We start from the raw sequence: 15,973 nt of genomic DNA on the forward strand, positions 1-15,973 counted from the left end.
TCTTATTTTTGTCCATTACAAATAATAATCCAAGTCCTTGAAAGAATACGGCAGCAACGTCCAGAAACTCACCGAACATATCGTCAAGATAGAAGATCGGACAAAACGCACGCTTTACGCACATATTTTGGTAGAGCTGATGCGTCAAATACACCCAAACATGAGAGATAACCAGGATTATACCAACAAGCTTTGGGATGACCTGTACATTATATCGGGGTTCGAACTGGATGTAGACAGCCCCTTTCCCCCTCCTTCGAAGGAGTCGTTAGGAAAAAAACCGCTTACTGTCGGATACAATCAGCACAACCTGATCTACCGTCATTACGGAAGAAATATTGATCTTTTGCTCGAAAAAGCTGTTAACACAGAAAATGAAGAAGACAGACTTGCGTTTGTTTCTTACATTTTCCGCCTGATGCGCTCTTTCTTTAATACATGGAATAAAGATAATCCGGAAGACCATGTATTGCTGGGACAGCTTGATCAGCTTGCTAAAGGTAAGTTGAAAGAAGAAATTGACTATATCCGTAAGAATGGTCCTGTGGATGCATCTCCAAAAGACCGCAACAGCAGCCAGGAACGTAACCGGGGAAATCATCAGGGCAACTTCAAGGCGCAGCCAAACAACAATCAGGACAGGCAAAACCAGAACAACCGGAACCGTCAGAATAATAACAAATTCTCTGGCAGGAATAATAACAACCGGAACAACAACAATAATAACAATCGCAGAAAACCAGGTATCTGACATTTCTGCCTTCTTCCGGTCTGGTAACTGTTATTCAATCGATTCTAACCTATAGCGGTCAATACCGTCTTTAAAAACTTTGCAGCTTTACTGCTGCCAGATATACAAATGGCCTCATTTAAAATTACCGGTGACCGACGCCTGAAAGGCGAGATCATACCACAAGGTGCTAAAAACGAAGCATTACAGATCATATGTGCCGTATTGCTGACCAAAGAACCGGTTACCATTCATAACATTCCAAACATCCGTGATGTAAATCAGCTTATCGATCTGCTGGGTGATCTGGGTGTAAGACGTACGCGGTTGAGCGAATCTTCGATCCGTTTTGAAGCCGATGATATCAATCTTGAATACCTCGAATCGGACTCATTCCGTCAGAAAGCTGCTGCACTGAGAGGATCCGTTATGTTGCTCGGTCCTATGCTTGCACGCTTCCGTAAGGGACGTATTCCTCGTCCGGGTGGTGATAAAATTGGTCGCCGCCGCCTCGACACGCACTTCCTCGGTTTTGAAAAACTAGGGGCTCAATTCAGCTATGACGGGGAAGACGGAGGTTTTTATAAAGTAGATGCTGCTAATCTGAAAGGCGCATTTATGTTATTGGATGAGGCTTCTGTAACAGGGACTGCTAACGTGCTGATGGCCGCAGTGATGGCTGAAGGAACAACGACCATTTACAATGCAGCATGCGAACCTTATCTTCAGCAATTATGTAAAATGCTGAACCGGATGGGTGCAAAAATATCCGGTATATCATCTAATCTGCTTACGGTGGAAGGTGTTACCCAGCTTTCAGGGACGGAACATACCATGCTTCCTGATATGATTGAAATTGGAAGCTTCATTGGTCTGGCAGCGATGACCCAATCTGAAATAACAATTAAAAACTGCCAGATTCCACAACTGGGAATTATACCTGATGTGTTTCAGAAATTAGGGATTCAAATGGAGTTCAGAGGGGATGATATTTTTGTGCCTGCTCAGGAGCGCTATCGGATTGAAAATTATATGGATGGCTCAACACTTACCGTAGCCGATGCACCTTGGCCCGGCTTCACGCCTGATTTGCTGAGTATTGTTCTTGTTACGGCCATTCAGGCGCAGGGAACAGTCCTGATACACCAAAAAATGTTCGAGAGCCGCTTATTCTTCGTGGACAAACTGATCGAAATGGGTGCTCAGATTATCCTTTGTGACCCGCATCGTGCAACGGTAATCGGTCATAACCGCGATACGCAGCTCAGAGGAATTCGAATGACATCACCTGATATCCGTGCGGGAGTAGCGCTACTTATGGCTGCACTTTCGGCAAAAGGAATCAGCATTATTGACAACATAGAACAGATTGACCGCGGCTATCAGAATATCGATACGCGTCTCAATGCCATTGGGGCAGAGATCGTTCGTTTGTAACGATATATGATGACAGAAAAAACGGGAAGCGACTTCGACAGTTGCTTCTCGTTTTTATGTTATCTGTAATTCCGGATATTACTTTTTCTTACCATACGTACAAGTGCTGTTGTCAGCTTTTACATAGTACGATTTGTAATTATTTGCCTTTGGATCCATACAGCCTTTGAGGTTGAGAAGCTCCACTTTACGGAACTCTACAGGATGACTTTCACTTTGCAATGAAATTGTGCCGTGATCAAGTAATTTGCCATCAACCAGCAGCGAAGCGTCGTGCCCGCTTACATTTCCGCCACCATACTGCGGTTTGTTGTATTCCAATACCATCTCACCATTGGCAAAGTGCTGGATCAGCGAATCACCAAGCACCAATACCTCGGCACGTACCCACTGATCACCGTTATAAGTCTGAGATTTGGAATTAATACAATGCGGTGTAAACAGCTTTCCATCCATTTCAACATTAGTTCCCGGCGTACACAGATTACAGGTCGTTCTTTTTTTCCCGTCGCCACCCAATAGCTGAACTTCAATAGAAGCCGGAAAATCCTGATCTTTTCCCATCGTAGCAGCAGGTTGTCCGTGAATCATGATACCGCTGTTACGCCACGCCCATCCTTCTCCTTTGGGCGCCTGCTCACCTACAAAACGATACTCTACGGCAATTCGATAATATGAGAACTCGTCTTTGTAGAACAGGTGACCATACTTTTGTTTAAAATCATCATATTGATCATATCTGACAACCAATTTTCCGTCTTCTACTCTGAATGTATTGCCAAAATTATCATTCAACTCATTCCCACGGATCTTTACATCCCATCCGTCCAGATTCTTACCATTAAACAGTTGTTTCCATTCTTGTTTTTCAGTTTTTTTCTGAGCAAAAGTCAACATACTAAACAGACACAAAATAGCGGTCAGATTCAATCTCATAGGTTAAATTTTTAAAAGTATATATTTGAGTAAAACTTAGTTTTGATAAAAATCAGCTCCACACCATGTCAGAACGCCGTTTTCATATGTAAATATACAACCTGTTATCAGAATAGCAGACTATACTGTGTAACCGAAGGTTAGTTTACTCAGACTAAAAGATCATCCAATTTTGATAGAATAACCGAATGCCTGTGGCAAAGTATTTTACATTAGTTTTACTGTAAAAGAATTTCATTCCTATGTCAAAAAATAAAATTGTGATATTCTGGTTTCGGCGTGATCTGCGACTGGATGATAATGCCGGACTCTACCATGCTTTGCGTTCAGGATATCCGGTACTTCCCCTTTTTATATTTGATCAAAAAATTCTGGATGCGCTGGATAACAAGTATGACCGACGTGTCAGTTTTATTCATGATACCATTTCAGATATACAGCATGATTTAAACCAACTGGGTTCCGGCATGCTGGTCGAATATGGTTCGCCACAAGTTATCTGGGAGAAGATTCTCAAGGAATACGATATAAAGCAAGTGTATACCAATCATGACTATGAGCCTTATGCTACTGAACGTGATGGTGTTATAGATGATATTCTTGCAAAAAAAGAGATTGAGTTCAAAACTTATAAGGATCAGGTAATTTTCGAAAAAAGCGAAATCCTGTCCGGACAAAATACGCCTTATACTGTTTTTACACCCTACAGCAAGGCATGGAAAGCGAAGTGTGATGAATTTTATTTGTCATCGTATCCGACCAAAAAGTATTTCAAAAACTTCTTGCAAAAAAAGATCACATCCATTCCATCTTTGAGAGAAATGGGGTTCGAAATAACAGATGAGCCCATACCCTCTTCCAGAGTAAAAGAAGAATTGCTGGAAAAATATGAAGACCAGCGAAATTATCCGGCTATAGAAGGTACAACACATATAGGCATGCATCTGCGCTTTGGGACCGTAAGTATCCGTACAATGGCAAGAAAGGCGCAGGACCATAGTGCTACTTGGTTAAACGAGCTCATCTGGCGGGATTTCTATCATCAGATCCTCTGGAATTTCCCCAAAGTTGGAAAAGGGGAAGCATTTCGTGCCGAATACGACAATATCAAATGGCGTAACAATGAAAAGGAGTTTAGAGCATGGTGTGAGGGAAAGACAGGCTATCCGTTGGTTGATGCTGGTATGCGCGAGCTGAATGAAACTGGCTTTATGCATAACAGAGTCAGAATGGTAACAGCTAGCTTTTTAACCAAACACCTCCTGATTGACTGGCGTTGGGGAGAAGCTTATTTTGCAGAAAAGCTGCTGGATTATGACCTTGCAGCCAATAACGGCGGCTGGCAGTGGGCTGCAGGATCAGGCACAGATGCTGCACCTTACTTCAGGATTTTCAATCCAACAGCTCAGGCAGAAAAATTTGATTCAAAAGGATTATACATCAAAAAGTGGGTTCAGGAATTAAATAGCCTGGACTACCCATCCCCCATTGTTGACCATAAATTAGCGAGGGAAAGATGTTTGAAGGCATATAAGGTCGCATTGAATAAAGACTGAATGAATCTAAATTCTCCCGGTTAGTCAAAAACATAGGTCCCTATTTCCCACCCACAACGACTTCCAACATATCATCAGGATTCAGATACGTTTTCGCCATTTCCATGATATCATCACTGGTAGTGGCATGTATCTGATCAATGTATTGATTAAAGAAATCAGCTGGTAAGCCATCGAGCAATAATATTTTGCGTCTGTCTGCAACTTCAAAAGCTGTATTCAAGGACCCTGCAAATTCGCCAGCCATAAAGTTTTTGACCGTCTGAAGCTCATCCGCATGAACCGGCTCTGTTTGAAGCAAGCGGATTTCTTTCTTTATCTCATCAATGGTCTGCTGTGTAAATTCTTTTTTTACATCAGTCCCAATCATGAAATAACCATCGTTACGAAGTGTTACCAAATGAGACGATATGCCGTAAGTCAATCCCTTTTCTTCACGTATATTCTTCATCAGGCGTGAACCGAAGTATCCTCCCAGAATTTCATTGGTGACTAACATTTTGAAATAATCAGGATGGTGGCGGGTAAATAACCGACGCCCGACCCGTATACTTGACTGCAAGCCGTCCACTTTTTCGATCAATACCTTCTTTCCCTGATACAGCGCCTCACCTTCACGTAATGCAATCGCCTGCTCATCGAAATTAGTATTCACGTCCAGATGCTCCTTTACTGCAGTAATATCTTCATCCTGCACCTGTCCGGCCAGTATCACTGTATACCTCCCGTTTTTTACAAACTGACTATAATGATCAACAATATCCTGTTTTTGGAGAGACTCAATAGCTTGTTCATTCTGGCTTTGCCCATATGGATGTTTGCTTCCATAAAGTCCTTCTCTGAAAGCTACAGTGGCGAGGTAAGAGGTCTTTTCTTGATTAACCCGTAGATTCTGGAGTGTAATGTTTCTAAGTTTTTCCAGTTCCTTTTCCGGAAAAACCGCACTTTGCATCATTTCTTTCACCAATGGAAGTATCTCTGGCAAAAACCTGGACAAACAATACACTGTAATTCCAACACGGTCTGCTGTATGCGTAAAGTCTGTAAATGCTCCTACACGGTCAAAAGCCTCACTGATTTCCGAGGATGTATATGTCAGCGTTCCTTCCGCGAGCATTTTTATCGCAAAGGATGAGGCTCCTGCTGCCTTTTCATGCCAGCCCCCAGCCTCAAAAATACATTCTAACCGGACAACTGGCTGCTCACCGATATTAATGACATACAGCTGCACACCGTTTCCCAGAAGATGTCTTTGGGTTTCGGGCAGATGTATTGATTTGATAACTTTAAAATCGGGAGCAATGGTACGGTTTAAAGGCATAACTGATTAAATCAAAAAAGCGAATGGTGTTGCAATAACGCCATTCGCTTTCATATTTTACTAATACTTTATCTTAGTTTTCGTCACTCAAATCAAGTTTTTCAGCTTTGTTCAGATAAAGTCCGAGTGAAATGCGGAGTGTTTGTGCAAGCGGGCTGTTTTGTGCAACAGGGAACATATAGGCGAAGTCCACTGCATAGCGGTCAGCAAATCGTATACCTGCACCAGCTGTAAAGAACTTACGTCCACCTTTGTTTTTGTGCTCGCCGAAGTAACCTCCACGGATTGCGAAAATATCATTGTACCAGTACTCAGCACCAGCAGCAACTGCAACTTCCTGAACTTCTTCACGGAATCCGTCAGGAGCATCTGAGAATGAACCAAATGCCGCGCTTAGTGCACTTTTTGAAGTATTGATTCTTGTAATGCCGTCGGGAGTAGGGACCATCAATTTGGTCAAATCAGCAATTACATTAAACTTGTTACGGCCATCAGCAGAGAATGTAAGTCCACCACCTACTTTTAAAGTTGTAGGAATATAGTTTTCTGTTTCGGTACCTGCACCATAATTGATTTTACCACCAAGATTGGAAAGTACCGCACCAAGTGACCAGGTAAATTCACCTCCGGTATCTTCATTTCTTAATTCTTTTCTATAGAATGCGCTGATATCTCCAGCAGCAGTACGCGCAGTTTTTAAAGATACACCGTTTATAACTGCATTTCCTGCCAGGTTAGAAGAGATATATTTTAAAGTCAAACCAAGAGAGAAATTTTTGCTTAGCTGACGCGAATAGGTACCGTTTAAAGCAAATTCTCTTGAAGAGAAATAACCGAGATTTTGTCCAACTGCATCACGCAGGTCAAGCTCTCCGTTGTTGAAATAATTGATCGAAGCAGCGACCGCCTGCTTGTCACCAATTTTTTTATAAGCTGATAAATATCCCAACCACATATCATCTACTACATTTCTCAACCATGGTGTGTAGGAAGCAGAAACTCCGAAATCTTTCGAATTGTAGGGAAGCTTAGCCGCATTCCAATAGGTTGAATTAGCATCCGGACTCAATGCTACTCCTGCTTCACCCATTGCAGCACTTCTTGCATCAGGGGCAAACGTTAAAAAGGATAGTGGCGAGTGTGGAATTCTTGATGTGTCTGACTGGGCATTTGAAACCCCGCTTGTTAATACTAGTAATGAAGATAAGCTTAGAAAAAAAAGTCTCATAGAAATTGGATTTGCGATAGGAAGTGCTTTGTGTCAGCTTCTTTATAGGGTCAAAAGTACAATGAAAGATAATTAATCGTAAAATAAATAATAAGTTTTATTAAATCTATGGAGAACGGACGATCCTTCCACTACGTTTGTCCACTGAGTTGTCTTTCAGCGACCTGACCTCGATTGCGTATATATAAGCGGTCAATTTTTGTAAAGTACTACTCAGATTTGTAGTCATCAACGGTTGTCGGATAACCTGCTCTCCTGAATAATATCGCCATTTAAGCTCTTCCAATTTTTGCCCGTTCTGCGTAAACAATCTGAAAACAATTTCAACATCGTCATTTGGCCTGCTATGCGTGATTTCGAATGACAAATCTTCTATAAATGGATTAGGGTAAACCTTTAATTCCTGCAATTGAATACCATTTACGGCTTGCACCTGAAAATCGAACGCTATTTCCGATGAGTTAGTATATATGTCCCACACTTTTATCTTGACCTGATAAGAACCTGGTGCAAGATTTTCAAAAGGGTAAATAATGCTCCCCGATGTATAACTATCAAGATCTGCTACGTAATAATTGTTAAGTACCAGCACTAGTGTATCATTGATAGTAAGTGTTATATCATGCCCAATCCCCGATCTCGAAATATTTATTCCGTGGTCATCAGCAAGTTTAACCCTTAATACGGAGGAACTACCTACAACGTCACCGGAACGGAATGTTTCATCGTTAAGCCAGGCTTCAATTTCAGGAGGATTACGATCAACATTCATATCTGCACTACCACCTGTGATCACAGGCAACTGGCTACCAGCATCCGAGCGACCATCGTCTTGTGTAGCATATACATTCACTTTGCCTACTCCGATACGATAATCCATATCCTTGGGCATATTGAACTTACAAGCTAATCTTCCGTTAATAACAGTCACATTCCCATCAAAAAGCTTACTTCTGAATTCGCTGTAAGCGTCCGGTTCAACCTGATTACCCAGCGTTCGGAACGTTGTAGCTTTGTCATACACCACCACTCTTGCAATCCCGTTGAAGCTAATGTCTGTTTCCTCGGTTTCGGCATCAAAAACTTCCATTTCAAAGTTCACGTTTTCCAATGCACGTAATGTATCGGGTGGCGGTGTAAACCGGATCTTTTTTTCTGCTATAGCCAATCGCATAGACGGATCACCAAGAAGCGTAAAGTTCCTGTTCAGTACTTCGAAAAGACCATTATTCTTTGTCTCTCTGAATATGGAACCCATTTTTTTTGATGGTGCAGATGTATTCAACACATCGTAAAATGACCGGTTGATCCGGAAATTTGTACTGGAATATACGGGCCGCGTCGTACTGATCGCTCCTATAGCTCCACCTCGGGGACTAAGCACCATCAGTTCAGCCCCGGATACCACAGAAGGATCATCATAACGGCCAAAATCACATGTGGCAGTAAGCAATAACGGCAAATTATTCATACCCCGTACCGATTGCATATCACCAACCGTAAGCACCTGTTCCTCTGCCCAGCCGCTGGTTCCACCGTGGCCGGTGTAATTCAGCACAAGCACGCCTTCATTAATACTCTTTCTGATTTGTTCATTCACGGCCGGCACCCGTTGCCCTAATTCACTAACATACTGGGGATAGGCATCCAGAAAAATCCGTGATGTATAGAATTTCCCTGAAGACATATTAGCCAGTGAATCAGCGTCTTGTTGATGTATATTCCCGTCGCCGTCATCTGCCACAAAAGCAATTTTATTCTTCCATAAGCCTTTTCCATAGGTCTCAGAACCATATCGAACTAATTTATCAACTACGGTCTGTGCTTCCGGAACAGACTTAACCGGCAACCTGCCTACACCTATATCCAAAGTATGGTTACCTGCTCCACTTTCGATCCATTCGCCTTCATGATCTTCCATAAATCCATAATAATCATCTGACGAATAGGTATATACCGGATTAAGCGATTCTCTGCTTTCGTAGACAGGAATAAGATTTTGTTGTGCTGATACTACCTGGTTTTTCAGCACATTACGATAATCATAAGATGCATCGCCAAATAAAAGGAGGTATTTCAACTTTCCATTATCCTTGTCGTACAAGCTTTTAGCAAAATCTCGAATCGCAGAAACATCCGGCTTTCCTGAGGAAAATTCGTTGTAAATCTCCTGGATAGTGACTACTTGTGTAGCTAAACCATCATTTTCTTCCCGAAAAGCTGCCAGTTGAAGCGCCTGCTTTTTCCAGGCCGATCCTGTAACGATGAGCAAGTCGGGTGCGGCTAGTTGAGAAAGACTTTGCTGAGGGACAATTTCCCATGCATCAGGAGCATAAGCCTGTGAGAGACTGAAGCCTGTTAATCGCCTGAAAGTCTTACCCTTTGAAACTGAAACTTCATTATTGTTTAAAGAAAGTAAAGCAGGTTGTAGCTTGTTGGTAATATCCCAGATTACAAAATCAGGATTAATATTCTTGAACTGATAAGTGATCGTATCACGTGTCTCAGAAAAAAAATAGTATACCTGCTGTTGGTCGTAACGCGCCAGCTCGCGCTGTGTTTGTAATGCCAGATAATTAACATACCCCTGTGCTGAGGACTGACCACCTCTATCATAGCTAACGCCCATAGTAACAGCCGGACCGGTTGCAGGAGCTGTTACACTATAACCCACATCACTTCGCTGACCTCTGATATCATACGTACCACCTCCCACAGTTCTGACCTGACTTTCTCCCAGTAGTTGCCCATTGACCTGCCATAAAAACTTTGTAGCAACCTGAGCAGACCCAAGCGCGGAACCTGAAAAATACATATCAGAACCTGGTACTATACCTGATAGCAAAGCCTGCACTGAAAATGGCGCTGAACCTGAAATATACTCTCCCCACCACTCTCTACCTGATTTAAGCAGATTTACCAGCTCACTTTCATGAAACCAGTAGTCGGAGAAAGTAGATATAACGCTACTGTTTTTACCTGAGACAGTATGTTCCGAGTTTTTAATCCGCAAACCATTCTCATTTCCTATTGACAAGAAATAAAACGTAGTATCCGAATAATAGTTAATTTGATGACGAAGTCTGCGTGTAGTTGTATCCTGAATGATAACATGAGGTCCCTCAGCATAAAAGAAGATGCCATCTCCGGCATCGAAGCTACCATCTTCTCCTCCTTGAATAAATATTGCATTTTCAATCAGCCCTTGGGAACGATCGTCTGAATTCTTCTGTGGGAGCATGGCGCCACCGTTTCCGAATAGCCGGATTTTGTCAGGGTTGATTGCAGCTACATCAACGCCCATTTTTTTCAGAAAACTATGATCAATTCTATGTATACCTGTTTTTGTAATTCCAATTTTAAATACCGTAGCGGATGAAAATACTGCCGGCGATTGGGCATATGCTTTCGTCATGAAAACGGCGGTAACCGAAATACACCACAATAGAATTACCCTTAAAGAATTAACATGCTTCAACCAGCGCATGGGCAGGAATTGTGTAACGTCTTTGGGAAACTTTATCAATGCATAGTACACGTGTACGGCGAACCTCTGCTTTGATGAACAATCTATTTTGAAAAACGAAGTCAGTACCGTCAGCAAGGTGAATCAACGCAGTTTTATTTAAGGTTATAGAAGGATCATCATACCTTTTTAATGCATTGTATAAGTCCTGATCCGCACCGGTGGAGGCTTTCGGACTCATTGCGTAATTTAAAAGCGGAACAAGTATGTCGGATGGAAATATCTCCTCATTCATTACTGGTAAAAGGAGTGCTGTGAACTCTCGTTTCCATTCAATTCCATGAGGTGAAATTCGTTTAGAGGAAGCTCTTTTGTATTTTTCATACACATTGTAATGTGCGACTTCGTGGAGATACGTGATCAGGAAGTTGTATGTATTCAGATTCACATTCACTGTTACCCGAGGCCTGAATCCTGGTTTTACAGTAAAGTCTCCAAGTCTGGTTCTGCGCGGACGTGCAAGGAAAAAGTCAAAGTCGCTGTTATTGAATAATTGTTCGCACCAGACCACTGAAGCTTTGGGAACATAAGATTCAAAATTTACGCTATGTTTCATTTTTAAATAAAAACAGAAAAGCCCTATTTTCATAGGGCTTTTCAAAACTTTTACAAGTCTCTGTTGATTATCTTACAACAGCAGTATCAACTGCAGCAGTATCAGCAGCAACAGTGTCAACAGCGATTGTATCAACTGGAGTTTCAACAGTTACAGCAGTAGAATCAGCAGATTCTTCAGCAGGCTTGCTTGTGCAAGAAGCGAAAGCTACCATCCCGGCAACGAACGCAAGAGCGAATATTTTTTTCATTTCTTGGGTGTAATTAAGGTTCGATGCAAAGGTAACAGGATAGATATCAATAATCCCAACTTTTGGGATTGTATTTTTCTAAGAACTTAAAATTTCCTTAGAAATTACCTCAATCCCTTTAATAAGTACAATATATTCTTCTATAACTCTCTAAGCTTTTAGCAATTCACTGTTAAATGTCTTTACACTTGCAGCGATTTCCGGAAGAAGTTCAGGATTTTGCTCTATACCATTCCCTACTACAATGACATCGGCCCCTGCCTCTAGTGCAGCAAAAGCTTTTTCATAAGAATCGATTCCTCCTCCTACAATAATGGGAGTATCAACGGTTTGTCGTACAGCGGCTATAACAGGCCCGGGCACGGGATATTCTGCTCCACTGCCCGCATCAAGAAACATATATTTAAGTCCGAGCATTTCACCTGCCAGTGCGGTACACGCCGCAATACCCGGTTTATTTCTCGGGATAGGTGTAGTATTGCTAATATAGGATACGGTAGTCATTCGGCCGCTTTCGATCAGCATGTAACCTGTTGGGAGAATTTCAATTCCACTCTGTTTCAACAAAGGAGCAGCAACTACCTGTTGACCGATCAAAAAGTCTGGATTTCTGCCCGAAATAAGGGATAAAAACAGGATGGCATCAGCTGATGCATCAATATGAAGTCCACTTCCCGGAAATAGTATGGCAGGGATGTCAGTATGATCATGGATGCCTGTAATCAGCTCCTTAATGGAATAGTCTGTGATCAGGCTGCCGCCTACGAAAAAAAAGTCGACACCATGCCGCTCCGCTGATTTCAGAAATGCGGGAAAGGTGTCGAAATTAACTTTATCAGGATCTATAAGAACAGCAAATGATTTTCTTTTATCAATTCTCCTTGCTAAAAGAAGTTCTGCAATTTTATGATTCGCTGCTTCCATTCGTTTTACGGTCATCTGCAATATAATTCTTTAGCTTATTTCGCGCCCACCCCATTGCCAGTGTCCAGGCTAAGCTTTGAACGGCACTTACCACCGTGTTTTTGTTCCGGTGTTTTATTTTTACCTTTTTTATTTTAGGTTCAGGTTCAGCAATCCTGAGAGCCTTATTCTTTTTATCTGTATCAGGTAGGAAAGCGTTTAGAACAAGGAAAGTGGCTGTAACTGCTCCTCCGATAATCAAAGCTTGTTTTCCATACTCTTTCGCATCAATTTTCAGGCTATCCCATTGACCTTCCAGTTTTTCGCGATAGGCACTGGCATCGTGCATCAGTACCTGTTTTTCCTCATCTGTATCTGAAGAAAAGGGTCTTGACAGTTGTATTGACGAATCCGTTAATTGACTCATTTTATTCCTGTTTAAGTGTGCCCGTAACGAACCTTCAGGTCCCAAAAATAACAATTTACGGGAAATTTATTTAAAAAATGGAACTGTGAAAGCATTAATCCTGCTTAGCACTGACAAACTTTACAATGAATTTGCGGATTACTCCAATCAATTTGTCTTTGAAAACCAGCCATAAAACCAGTTGTAGTACAAAAAAACCGAGTAAAATAACATACCCCAAATAATCACTTTCCAGCCATTTATTCAGGAATGTTCCCAACAAAATCACAAGAAGTATCAGAATAACAAGTGCAATACATAATAGTACTCCACCATACAATACCGTTACAACTGTACGCTCAACCTTATCTCTTATCTCGATTTTGAATAAATCGATTCGGGTTTCGAAATACTTGAAGAGTGTATCTTTTATTTCCTCGAGTTGACTTATCATGTCCTGTAGTTTTCAATTCATGTGTAATTTTCTTCATCTCAGACTGAGTATCAGCTACACTAATCTAAAAACATACCAAGGATACCGGATATAACAGAAACTACCAGACCAAAAAGCAAAGCCGGAATAAAGCCATCGACTGAGAATCCCTGAACAAGATATTCAGCAAAGTAAATAATGAATACGTTGATTACGAAGTAGAACAATCCGAGCGTCAGAATTGTGATCGGAAGAGCCAGAATTTGCAATACCGGCTTAAGAAATGTGTTGAGTATACCAAGTACAATAGCCAGGATGATAGCTGTGGTTGTATCCACCACCTGAACACCAGGAATAATATTGGCAGCTATAAGTATAGCTAAAGTACTGACCAACAGACGTATTAATAACTTCATATTCTTTATGGTTTTAAGAGTGTCTGCTACGAAGTACGCTAATTACATCATCTAAGTCAATGTTTTTTTGTTCTAAAAGGACGAGCAGGTGGAACAGCATGTCCGAAACTTCATTTTTAAACAGATCATCGTCATTATCTTTCGCTTCGATTACGACCTCGATGGCTTCTTCACCCACCTTCTGAGCTATTTTATTGATCCCACTTTTGAATAGACTGCTTGTATAAGATACATCTGAAGGATTTAACTTCCTTTCCCTTATTACCTGCTTTTGCAGATAATTAAGGAATGCAGCTTCCCCGATTCGCGAATCCTGGCCAATTTTTTCCCCAAAGCAAGTGTCGCTTCCTGTATGGCATGTTGGGCCTGCTGGAGTAGCCTTGATCAGGATCGTATCTTTGTCACAATCCACGAGAATCTCCTTCACAAACAGAAAGTTATTCGATGTCTCACCTTTTGTCCAGAGGCGTTGTTTGCTGCGGCTATAAAAAGTCACAGTACCTTCTGCCTGGGTTTTCGTCAATGCTTCAGCATTCATATAGCCCAGCATCAGTACTTTGCCTGAATGATCATCCTGAATTACCGCAGGAATAAGACCATCCGCAGATTTAGAAAAATCTGGTGTATCAAGTATATCTTCAGTTTTAAAATCGCTCATTTTTTGTGTTTGTAAGAAGTCCCGGTTCTAAAAATTTAGCTTTAAATTTACAAAATCCTGACAGGCAGATCTTTATCCGCCAGGTATTGTTTTAAATCAGGAATATCAATTTCCCTGAAATGGAAGATACTCGCCGCAAGGCCTGCATCTGCTTTTCCTGTTGTAAAAACATCATAAAAATGCTCCATTTTTCCTGCTCCTCCAGAAGCAATCACTGGAATATTGGCAGCTCCGGAAATCTGAGCAGTAAGCTCAAGTGCAAACCCGTTCTTGGTGCCATCTGCATCCATGGATGTCAAAAGAATTTCGCCAGCTCCCCGGTTTTCCACTTCCTTAGCCCAATCCAGAGTTTGTAGTTCTGTCGGCTTCCTGCCACCGTGTGTATGTACAATATGCTGTGCTCCATTGCCTGTATCAATATATCGGGTGTCAATCGCAACTACTATACACTGACTACCAAATTCAAGTGACAGCTCATTGATCAGATCCGGATTACGAACGGCAGAAGAGTTAATAGAAACTTTGTCAGCTCCTGCATGCAACAATGCCGACACATCAGCAATGGATGAAATCCCACCTCCAACAGTAAAAGGAATATTGATCGTCTGGGCAACTCTCCTGACCAGATCTATAAAAGTAGATCGTCCCTCAACTGTTGCCGTAATATCCAGATAAACGAGTTCGTCTGCTCCTTGCGCCGCATACATTGCACCAAGCTCAACAGCATCCCCGGCATCACGGAGATTGACAAAATTAACTCCCTTTACAGTTCGTCCTTCCTTTACATCCAGACAAGGAATTATGCGTTTTGTAAGCATTTTTTATTCTGAGGTTAGCAACACTGCTGATAAACAGCTTTCAATTTTATCAACTAAAAGAGCCGACAAAGGTCAGGCTACAAATTTTTTCAAATCCTGCAGGGTGATACGGTTTTCGTATATCGCCTTTCCGATGATCACGCCATACATATTCATTTCCGCCAGTTTTTCAACATCCCCCATACCACTTACTCCACCACTGGCTATGATTTTAAGGTCAGGACATTTATCCTGAAGGTTTCTGTACAGGTCGAAAGAAGGTCCCTGCAGAAGGCCATCCTTAGCCACATCTGTACTGATCGTGTATTGTACACCCAGCTCTACGTATTCTTCAACAAAGTCATAAACCCAAAGTTCTGTACCTTCTTCCCAGCCACTAACAGCCACTTTTTCATTCTTCGCATCTGCACCCAGAATGATTTTATCCCCTCCATATACTGAAAGCCATTCCTTAAACAAAGCGGGTTGCTTCACCGCTATACTTCCGCCGGTTACCTGTTTCGCTCCACTATCGAATACAATACGTATATCTTCTTCAGACTGTACTCCACCACCAAAATCAATATGCAGACTGGTTTTGGAAGCTATCTTTTCGAGCACCTTCCAGTTGATCACCTTCTTCGCTTTCGCTCCATCCAAATCTACCAGATGTAGTCTTGTAAGACCGGCGTCTTCAAACTCCAGCGCTACTTCAAGCGGGTTTTCGTTGTATATTGTCTTTTTTCCATAATCACCCTGGGTCAGCCTCACGCATTTCCCTTCGATCATGTCAATAGCAGGTATAATTTCGATCATATAG

The 15,973-nt window shown here is 41.8% G+C and carries 16 protein-coding genes; 3 read left to right on the forward strand and 13 right to left on the reverse strand.

What is annotated here, in order from left to right; genetic code table 11:
• Nucleotides 1-37: 37 nt before the first annotated feature.
• Complete coding sequence (locus tag AC1XUE_RS20340; RefSeq protein WP_483357818.1) at nucleotides 38-751, forward strand: DUF4290 domain-containing protein; 714 nt, start codon at nucleotides 38-40, stop codon at nucleotides 749-751.
• 108 nt (nucleotides 752-859) lie between these two features.
• A complete protein-coding gene (gene murA / locus AC1XUE_RS20345; protein ID WP_483357819.1) occupies nucleotides 860-2,167 on the forward strand; it encodes a UDP-N-acetylglucosamine 1-carboxyvinyltransferase in 1,308 nt (435 codons plus the stop codon).
• A 78-nt stretch (nucleotides 2,168-2,245) separates the two neighbouring features.
• On the opposite strand, the gene AC1XUE_RS20350 is transcribed toward murA, so the two are convergent.
• Nucleotides 2,246-3,103 (reverse strand): 3-keto-disaccharide hydrolase, encoded by an 858-nt coding sequence (locus tag AC1XUE_RS20350; protein WP_483357820.1) that lies wholly within the window; start codon nucleotides 3,101-3,103, stop codon nucleotides 2,246-2,248.
• A gap of 242 nt (nucleotides 3,104-3,345) precedes the next feature.
• On the opposite strand from AC1XUE_RS20350, the gene AC1XUE_RS20355 reads away from it, so the two are divergent.
• Complete coding sequence (locus AC1XUE_RS20355) at nucleotides 3,346-4,659, forward strand: cryptochrome/photolyase family protein (protein ID WP_483357821.1); 1,314 nt, start codon at nucleotides 3,346-3,348, stop codon at nucleotides 4,657-4,659.
• A 40-nt stretch (nucleotides 4,660-4,699) separates the two neighbouring features.
• Here AC1XUE_RS20355 and AC1XUE_RS20360 read toward each other — a convergent pair whose 3' ends face one another.
• The 12 genes from AC1XUE_RS20360 to hisA all read right to left on the reverse strand — a co-directional run bounded on the left by AC1XUE_RS20360 (nucleotide 4,700) and on the right by hisA (nucleotide 15,969).
• Complete coding sequence (locus AC1XUE_RS20360) at nucleotides 4,700-5,980, reverse strand: M16 family metallopeptidase (RefSeq protein ID WP_483357822.1); 1,281 nt, start codon at nucleotides 5,978-5,980, stop codon at nucleotides 4,700-4,702.
• A 73-nt stretch (nucleotides 5,981-6,053) separates the two neighbouring features.
• Nucleotides 6,054-7,208, reverse strand: a complete 1,155-nt coding sequence (gene porV, locus AC1XUE_RS20365; protein WP_483357823.1) for a type IX secretion system outer membrane channel protein PorV — start codon at nucleotides 7,206-7,208, stop codon at nucleotides 6,054-6,056.
• A gap of 106 nt (nucleotides 7,209-7,314) precedes the next feature.
• Nucleotides 7,315-10,623 carry a type IX secretion system sortase PorU gene (porU, locus tag AC1XUE_RS20370; protein WP_483357824.1) on the reverse strand — a complete coding sequence of 1,103 codons (3,309 nt, stop codon included), beginning with the start codon at nucleotides 10,621-10,623 and terminating at the stop codon, nucleotides 7,315-7,317.
• Nucleotides 10,624-10,672: 49 nt separating this feature from the next.
• Nucleotides 10,673-11,290: a hypothetical protein gene (locus AC1XUE_RS20375; protein ID WP_483357825.1), complete on the reverse strand. Its 618-nt coding sequence runs from the start codon at nucleotides 11,288-11,290 to the stop codon at nucleotides 10,673-10,675.
• A gap of 67 nt (nucleotides 11,291-11,357) precedes the next feature.
• Complete coding sequence (locus AC1XUE_RS20380; protein WP_483357826.1) at nucleotides 11,358-11,540, reverse strand: PG1828 family lipoprotein; 183 nt, start codon at nucleotides 11,538-11,540, stop codon at nucleotides 11,358-11,360.
• Between the two features lie 150 nt (nucleotides 11,541-11,690).
• On the reverse strand, nucleotides 11,691-12,464 hold the full coding sequence (locus AC1XUE_RS20385; RefSeq protein WP_483357827.1) for a phosphoglycerol geranylgeranyltransferase: 774 nt from the start codon (nucleotides 12,462-12,464) through the stop codon (nucleotides 11,691-11,693).
• Nucleotides 12,445-12,870, reverse strand: coding sequence for a hypothetical protein (locus AC1XUE_RS20390; RefSeq protein ID WP_483357828.1), 426 nt, complete (start codon nucleotides 12,868-12,870; stop codon nucleotides 12,445-12,447). The genes AC1XUE_RS20385 and AC1XUE_RS20390 overlap by 20 nt, the downstream gene beginning before the upstream one ends.
• A gap of 94 nt (nucleotides 12,871-12,964) precedes the next feature.
• Complete coding sequence (locus AC1XUE_RS20395) at nucleotides 12,965-13,303, reverse strand: phage holin family protein (protein ID WP_483357829.1); 339 nt, start codon at nucleotides 13,301-13,303, stop codon at nucleotides 12,965-12,967.
• Between the two features lie 59 nt (nucleotides 13,304-13,362).
• Complete coding sequence (locus AC1XUE_RS20400; RefSeq protein WP_483357830.1) at nucleotides 13,363-13,698, reverse strand: phage holin family protein; 336 nt, start codon at nucleotides 13,696-13,698, stop codon at nucleotides 13,363-13,365.
• A 13-nt stretch (nucleotides 13,699-13,711) separates the two neighbouring features.
• On the reverse strand, nucleotides 13,712-14,356 hold the full coding sequence (gene hisIE, locus AC1XUE_RS20405; RefSeq protein WP_483357831.1) for a bifunctional phosphoribosyl-AMP cyclohydrolase/phosphoribosyl-ATP diphosphatase HisIE: 645 nt from the start codon (nucleotides 14,354-14,356) through the stop codon (nucleotides 13,712-13,714).
• Nucleotides 14,357-14,403: 47 nt separating this feature from the next.
• Entirely contained in the window at nucleotides 14,404-15,174 is a 771-nt protein-coding gene (hisF, locus tag AC1XUE_RS20410; RefSeq protein WP_483357832.1) for an imidazole glycerol phosphate synthase subunit HisF, read from the reverse strand.
• Nucleotides 15,175-15,246: 72 nt separating this feature from the next.
• Entirely contained in the window at nucleotides 15,247-15,969 is a 723-nt protein-coding gene (gene hisA / locus AC1XUE_RS20415) for a 1-(5-phosphoribosyl)-5-[(5-phosphoribosylamino)methylideneamino]imidazole-4-carboxamide isomerase (RefSeq protein ID WP_483357833.1), read from the reverse strand.
• Between the last annotated feature and the right edge of the window lie 4 nt (nucleotides 15,970-15,973).

Source organism: Dyadobacter sp. HNCC25DJ187 (genome assembly GCF_056895255.1).

Bases quoted from the DNA above. Each gene is read 5' to 3' on its own strand.
- murA (WP_483357819.1), top strand. From the start codon at position 860: ATGGCCTCATTTAAAATTACCGGTGACCGACGCCTGAAAGGCGAGATC.
- AC1XUE_RS20350 (WP_483357820.1), bottom strand. From the start codon at position 3,103: ATGAGATTGAATCTGACCGCTATTTTGTGTCTGTTTAGTATGTTGACT.
- AC1XUE_RS20355 (WP_483357821.1), top strand. From the start codon at position 3,346: ATGTCAAAAAATAAAATTGTGATATTCTGGTTTCGGCGTGATCTGCGA.
- AC1XUE_RS20360 (WP_483357822.1), bottom strand. From the start codon at position 5,980: ATGCCTTTAAACCGTACCATTGCTCCCGATTTTAAAGTTATCAAATCA.
- porV (WP_483357823.1), bottom strand. From the start codon at position 7,208: ATGAGACTTTTTTTTCTAAGCTTATCTTCATTACTAGTATTAACAAGC.
- porU (WP_483357824.1), bottom strand. From the start codon at position 10,623: ATGACGAAAGCATATGCCCAATCGCCGGCAGTATTTTCATCCGCTACG.
- AC1XUE_RS20375 (WP_483357825.1), bottom strand. From the start codon at position 11,290: ATGAAACATAGCGTAAATTTTGAATCTTATGTTCCCAAAGCTTCAGTG.
- AC1XUE_RS20380 (WP_483357826.1), bottom strand. From the start codon at position 11,540: ATGAAAAAAATATTCGCTCTTGCGTTCGTTGCCGGGATGGTAGCTTTC.
- AC1XUE_RS20385 (WP_483357827.1), bottom strand. From the start codon at position 12,464: ATGGAAGCAGCGAATCATAAAATTGCAGAACTTCTTTTAGCAAGGAGA.
- AC1XUE_RS20390 (WP_483357828.1), bottom strand. From the start codon at position 12,870: ATGAGTCAATTAACGGATTCGTCAATACAACTGTCAAGACCCTTTTCT.
- AC1XUE_RS20395 (WP_483357829.1), bottom strand. From the start codon at position 13,303: ATGATAAGTCAACTCGAGGAAATAAAAGATACACTCTTCAAGTATTTC.
- AC1XUE_RS20400 (WP_483357830.1), bottom strand. From the start codon at position 13,698: ATGAAGTTATTAATACGTCTGTTGGTCAGTACTTTAGCTATACTTATA.
- hisIE (WP_483357831.1), bottom strand. From the start codon at position 14,356: ATGAGCGATTTTAAAACTGAAGATATACTTGATACACCAGATTTTTCT.
- hisF (WP_483357832.1), bottom strand. From the start codon at position 15,174: ATGCTTACAAAACGCATAATTCCTTGTCTGGATGTAAAGGAAGGACGA.
- hisA (WP_483357833.1), bottom strand. From the start codon at position 15,969: ATGATCGAAATTATACCTGCTATTGACATGATCGAAGGGAAATGCGTG.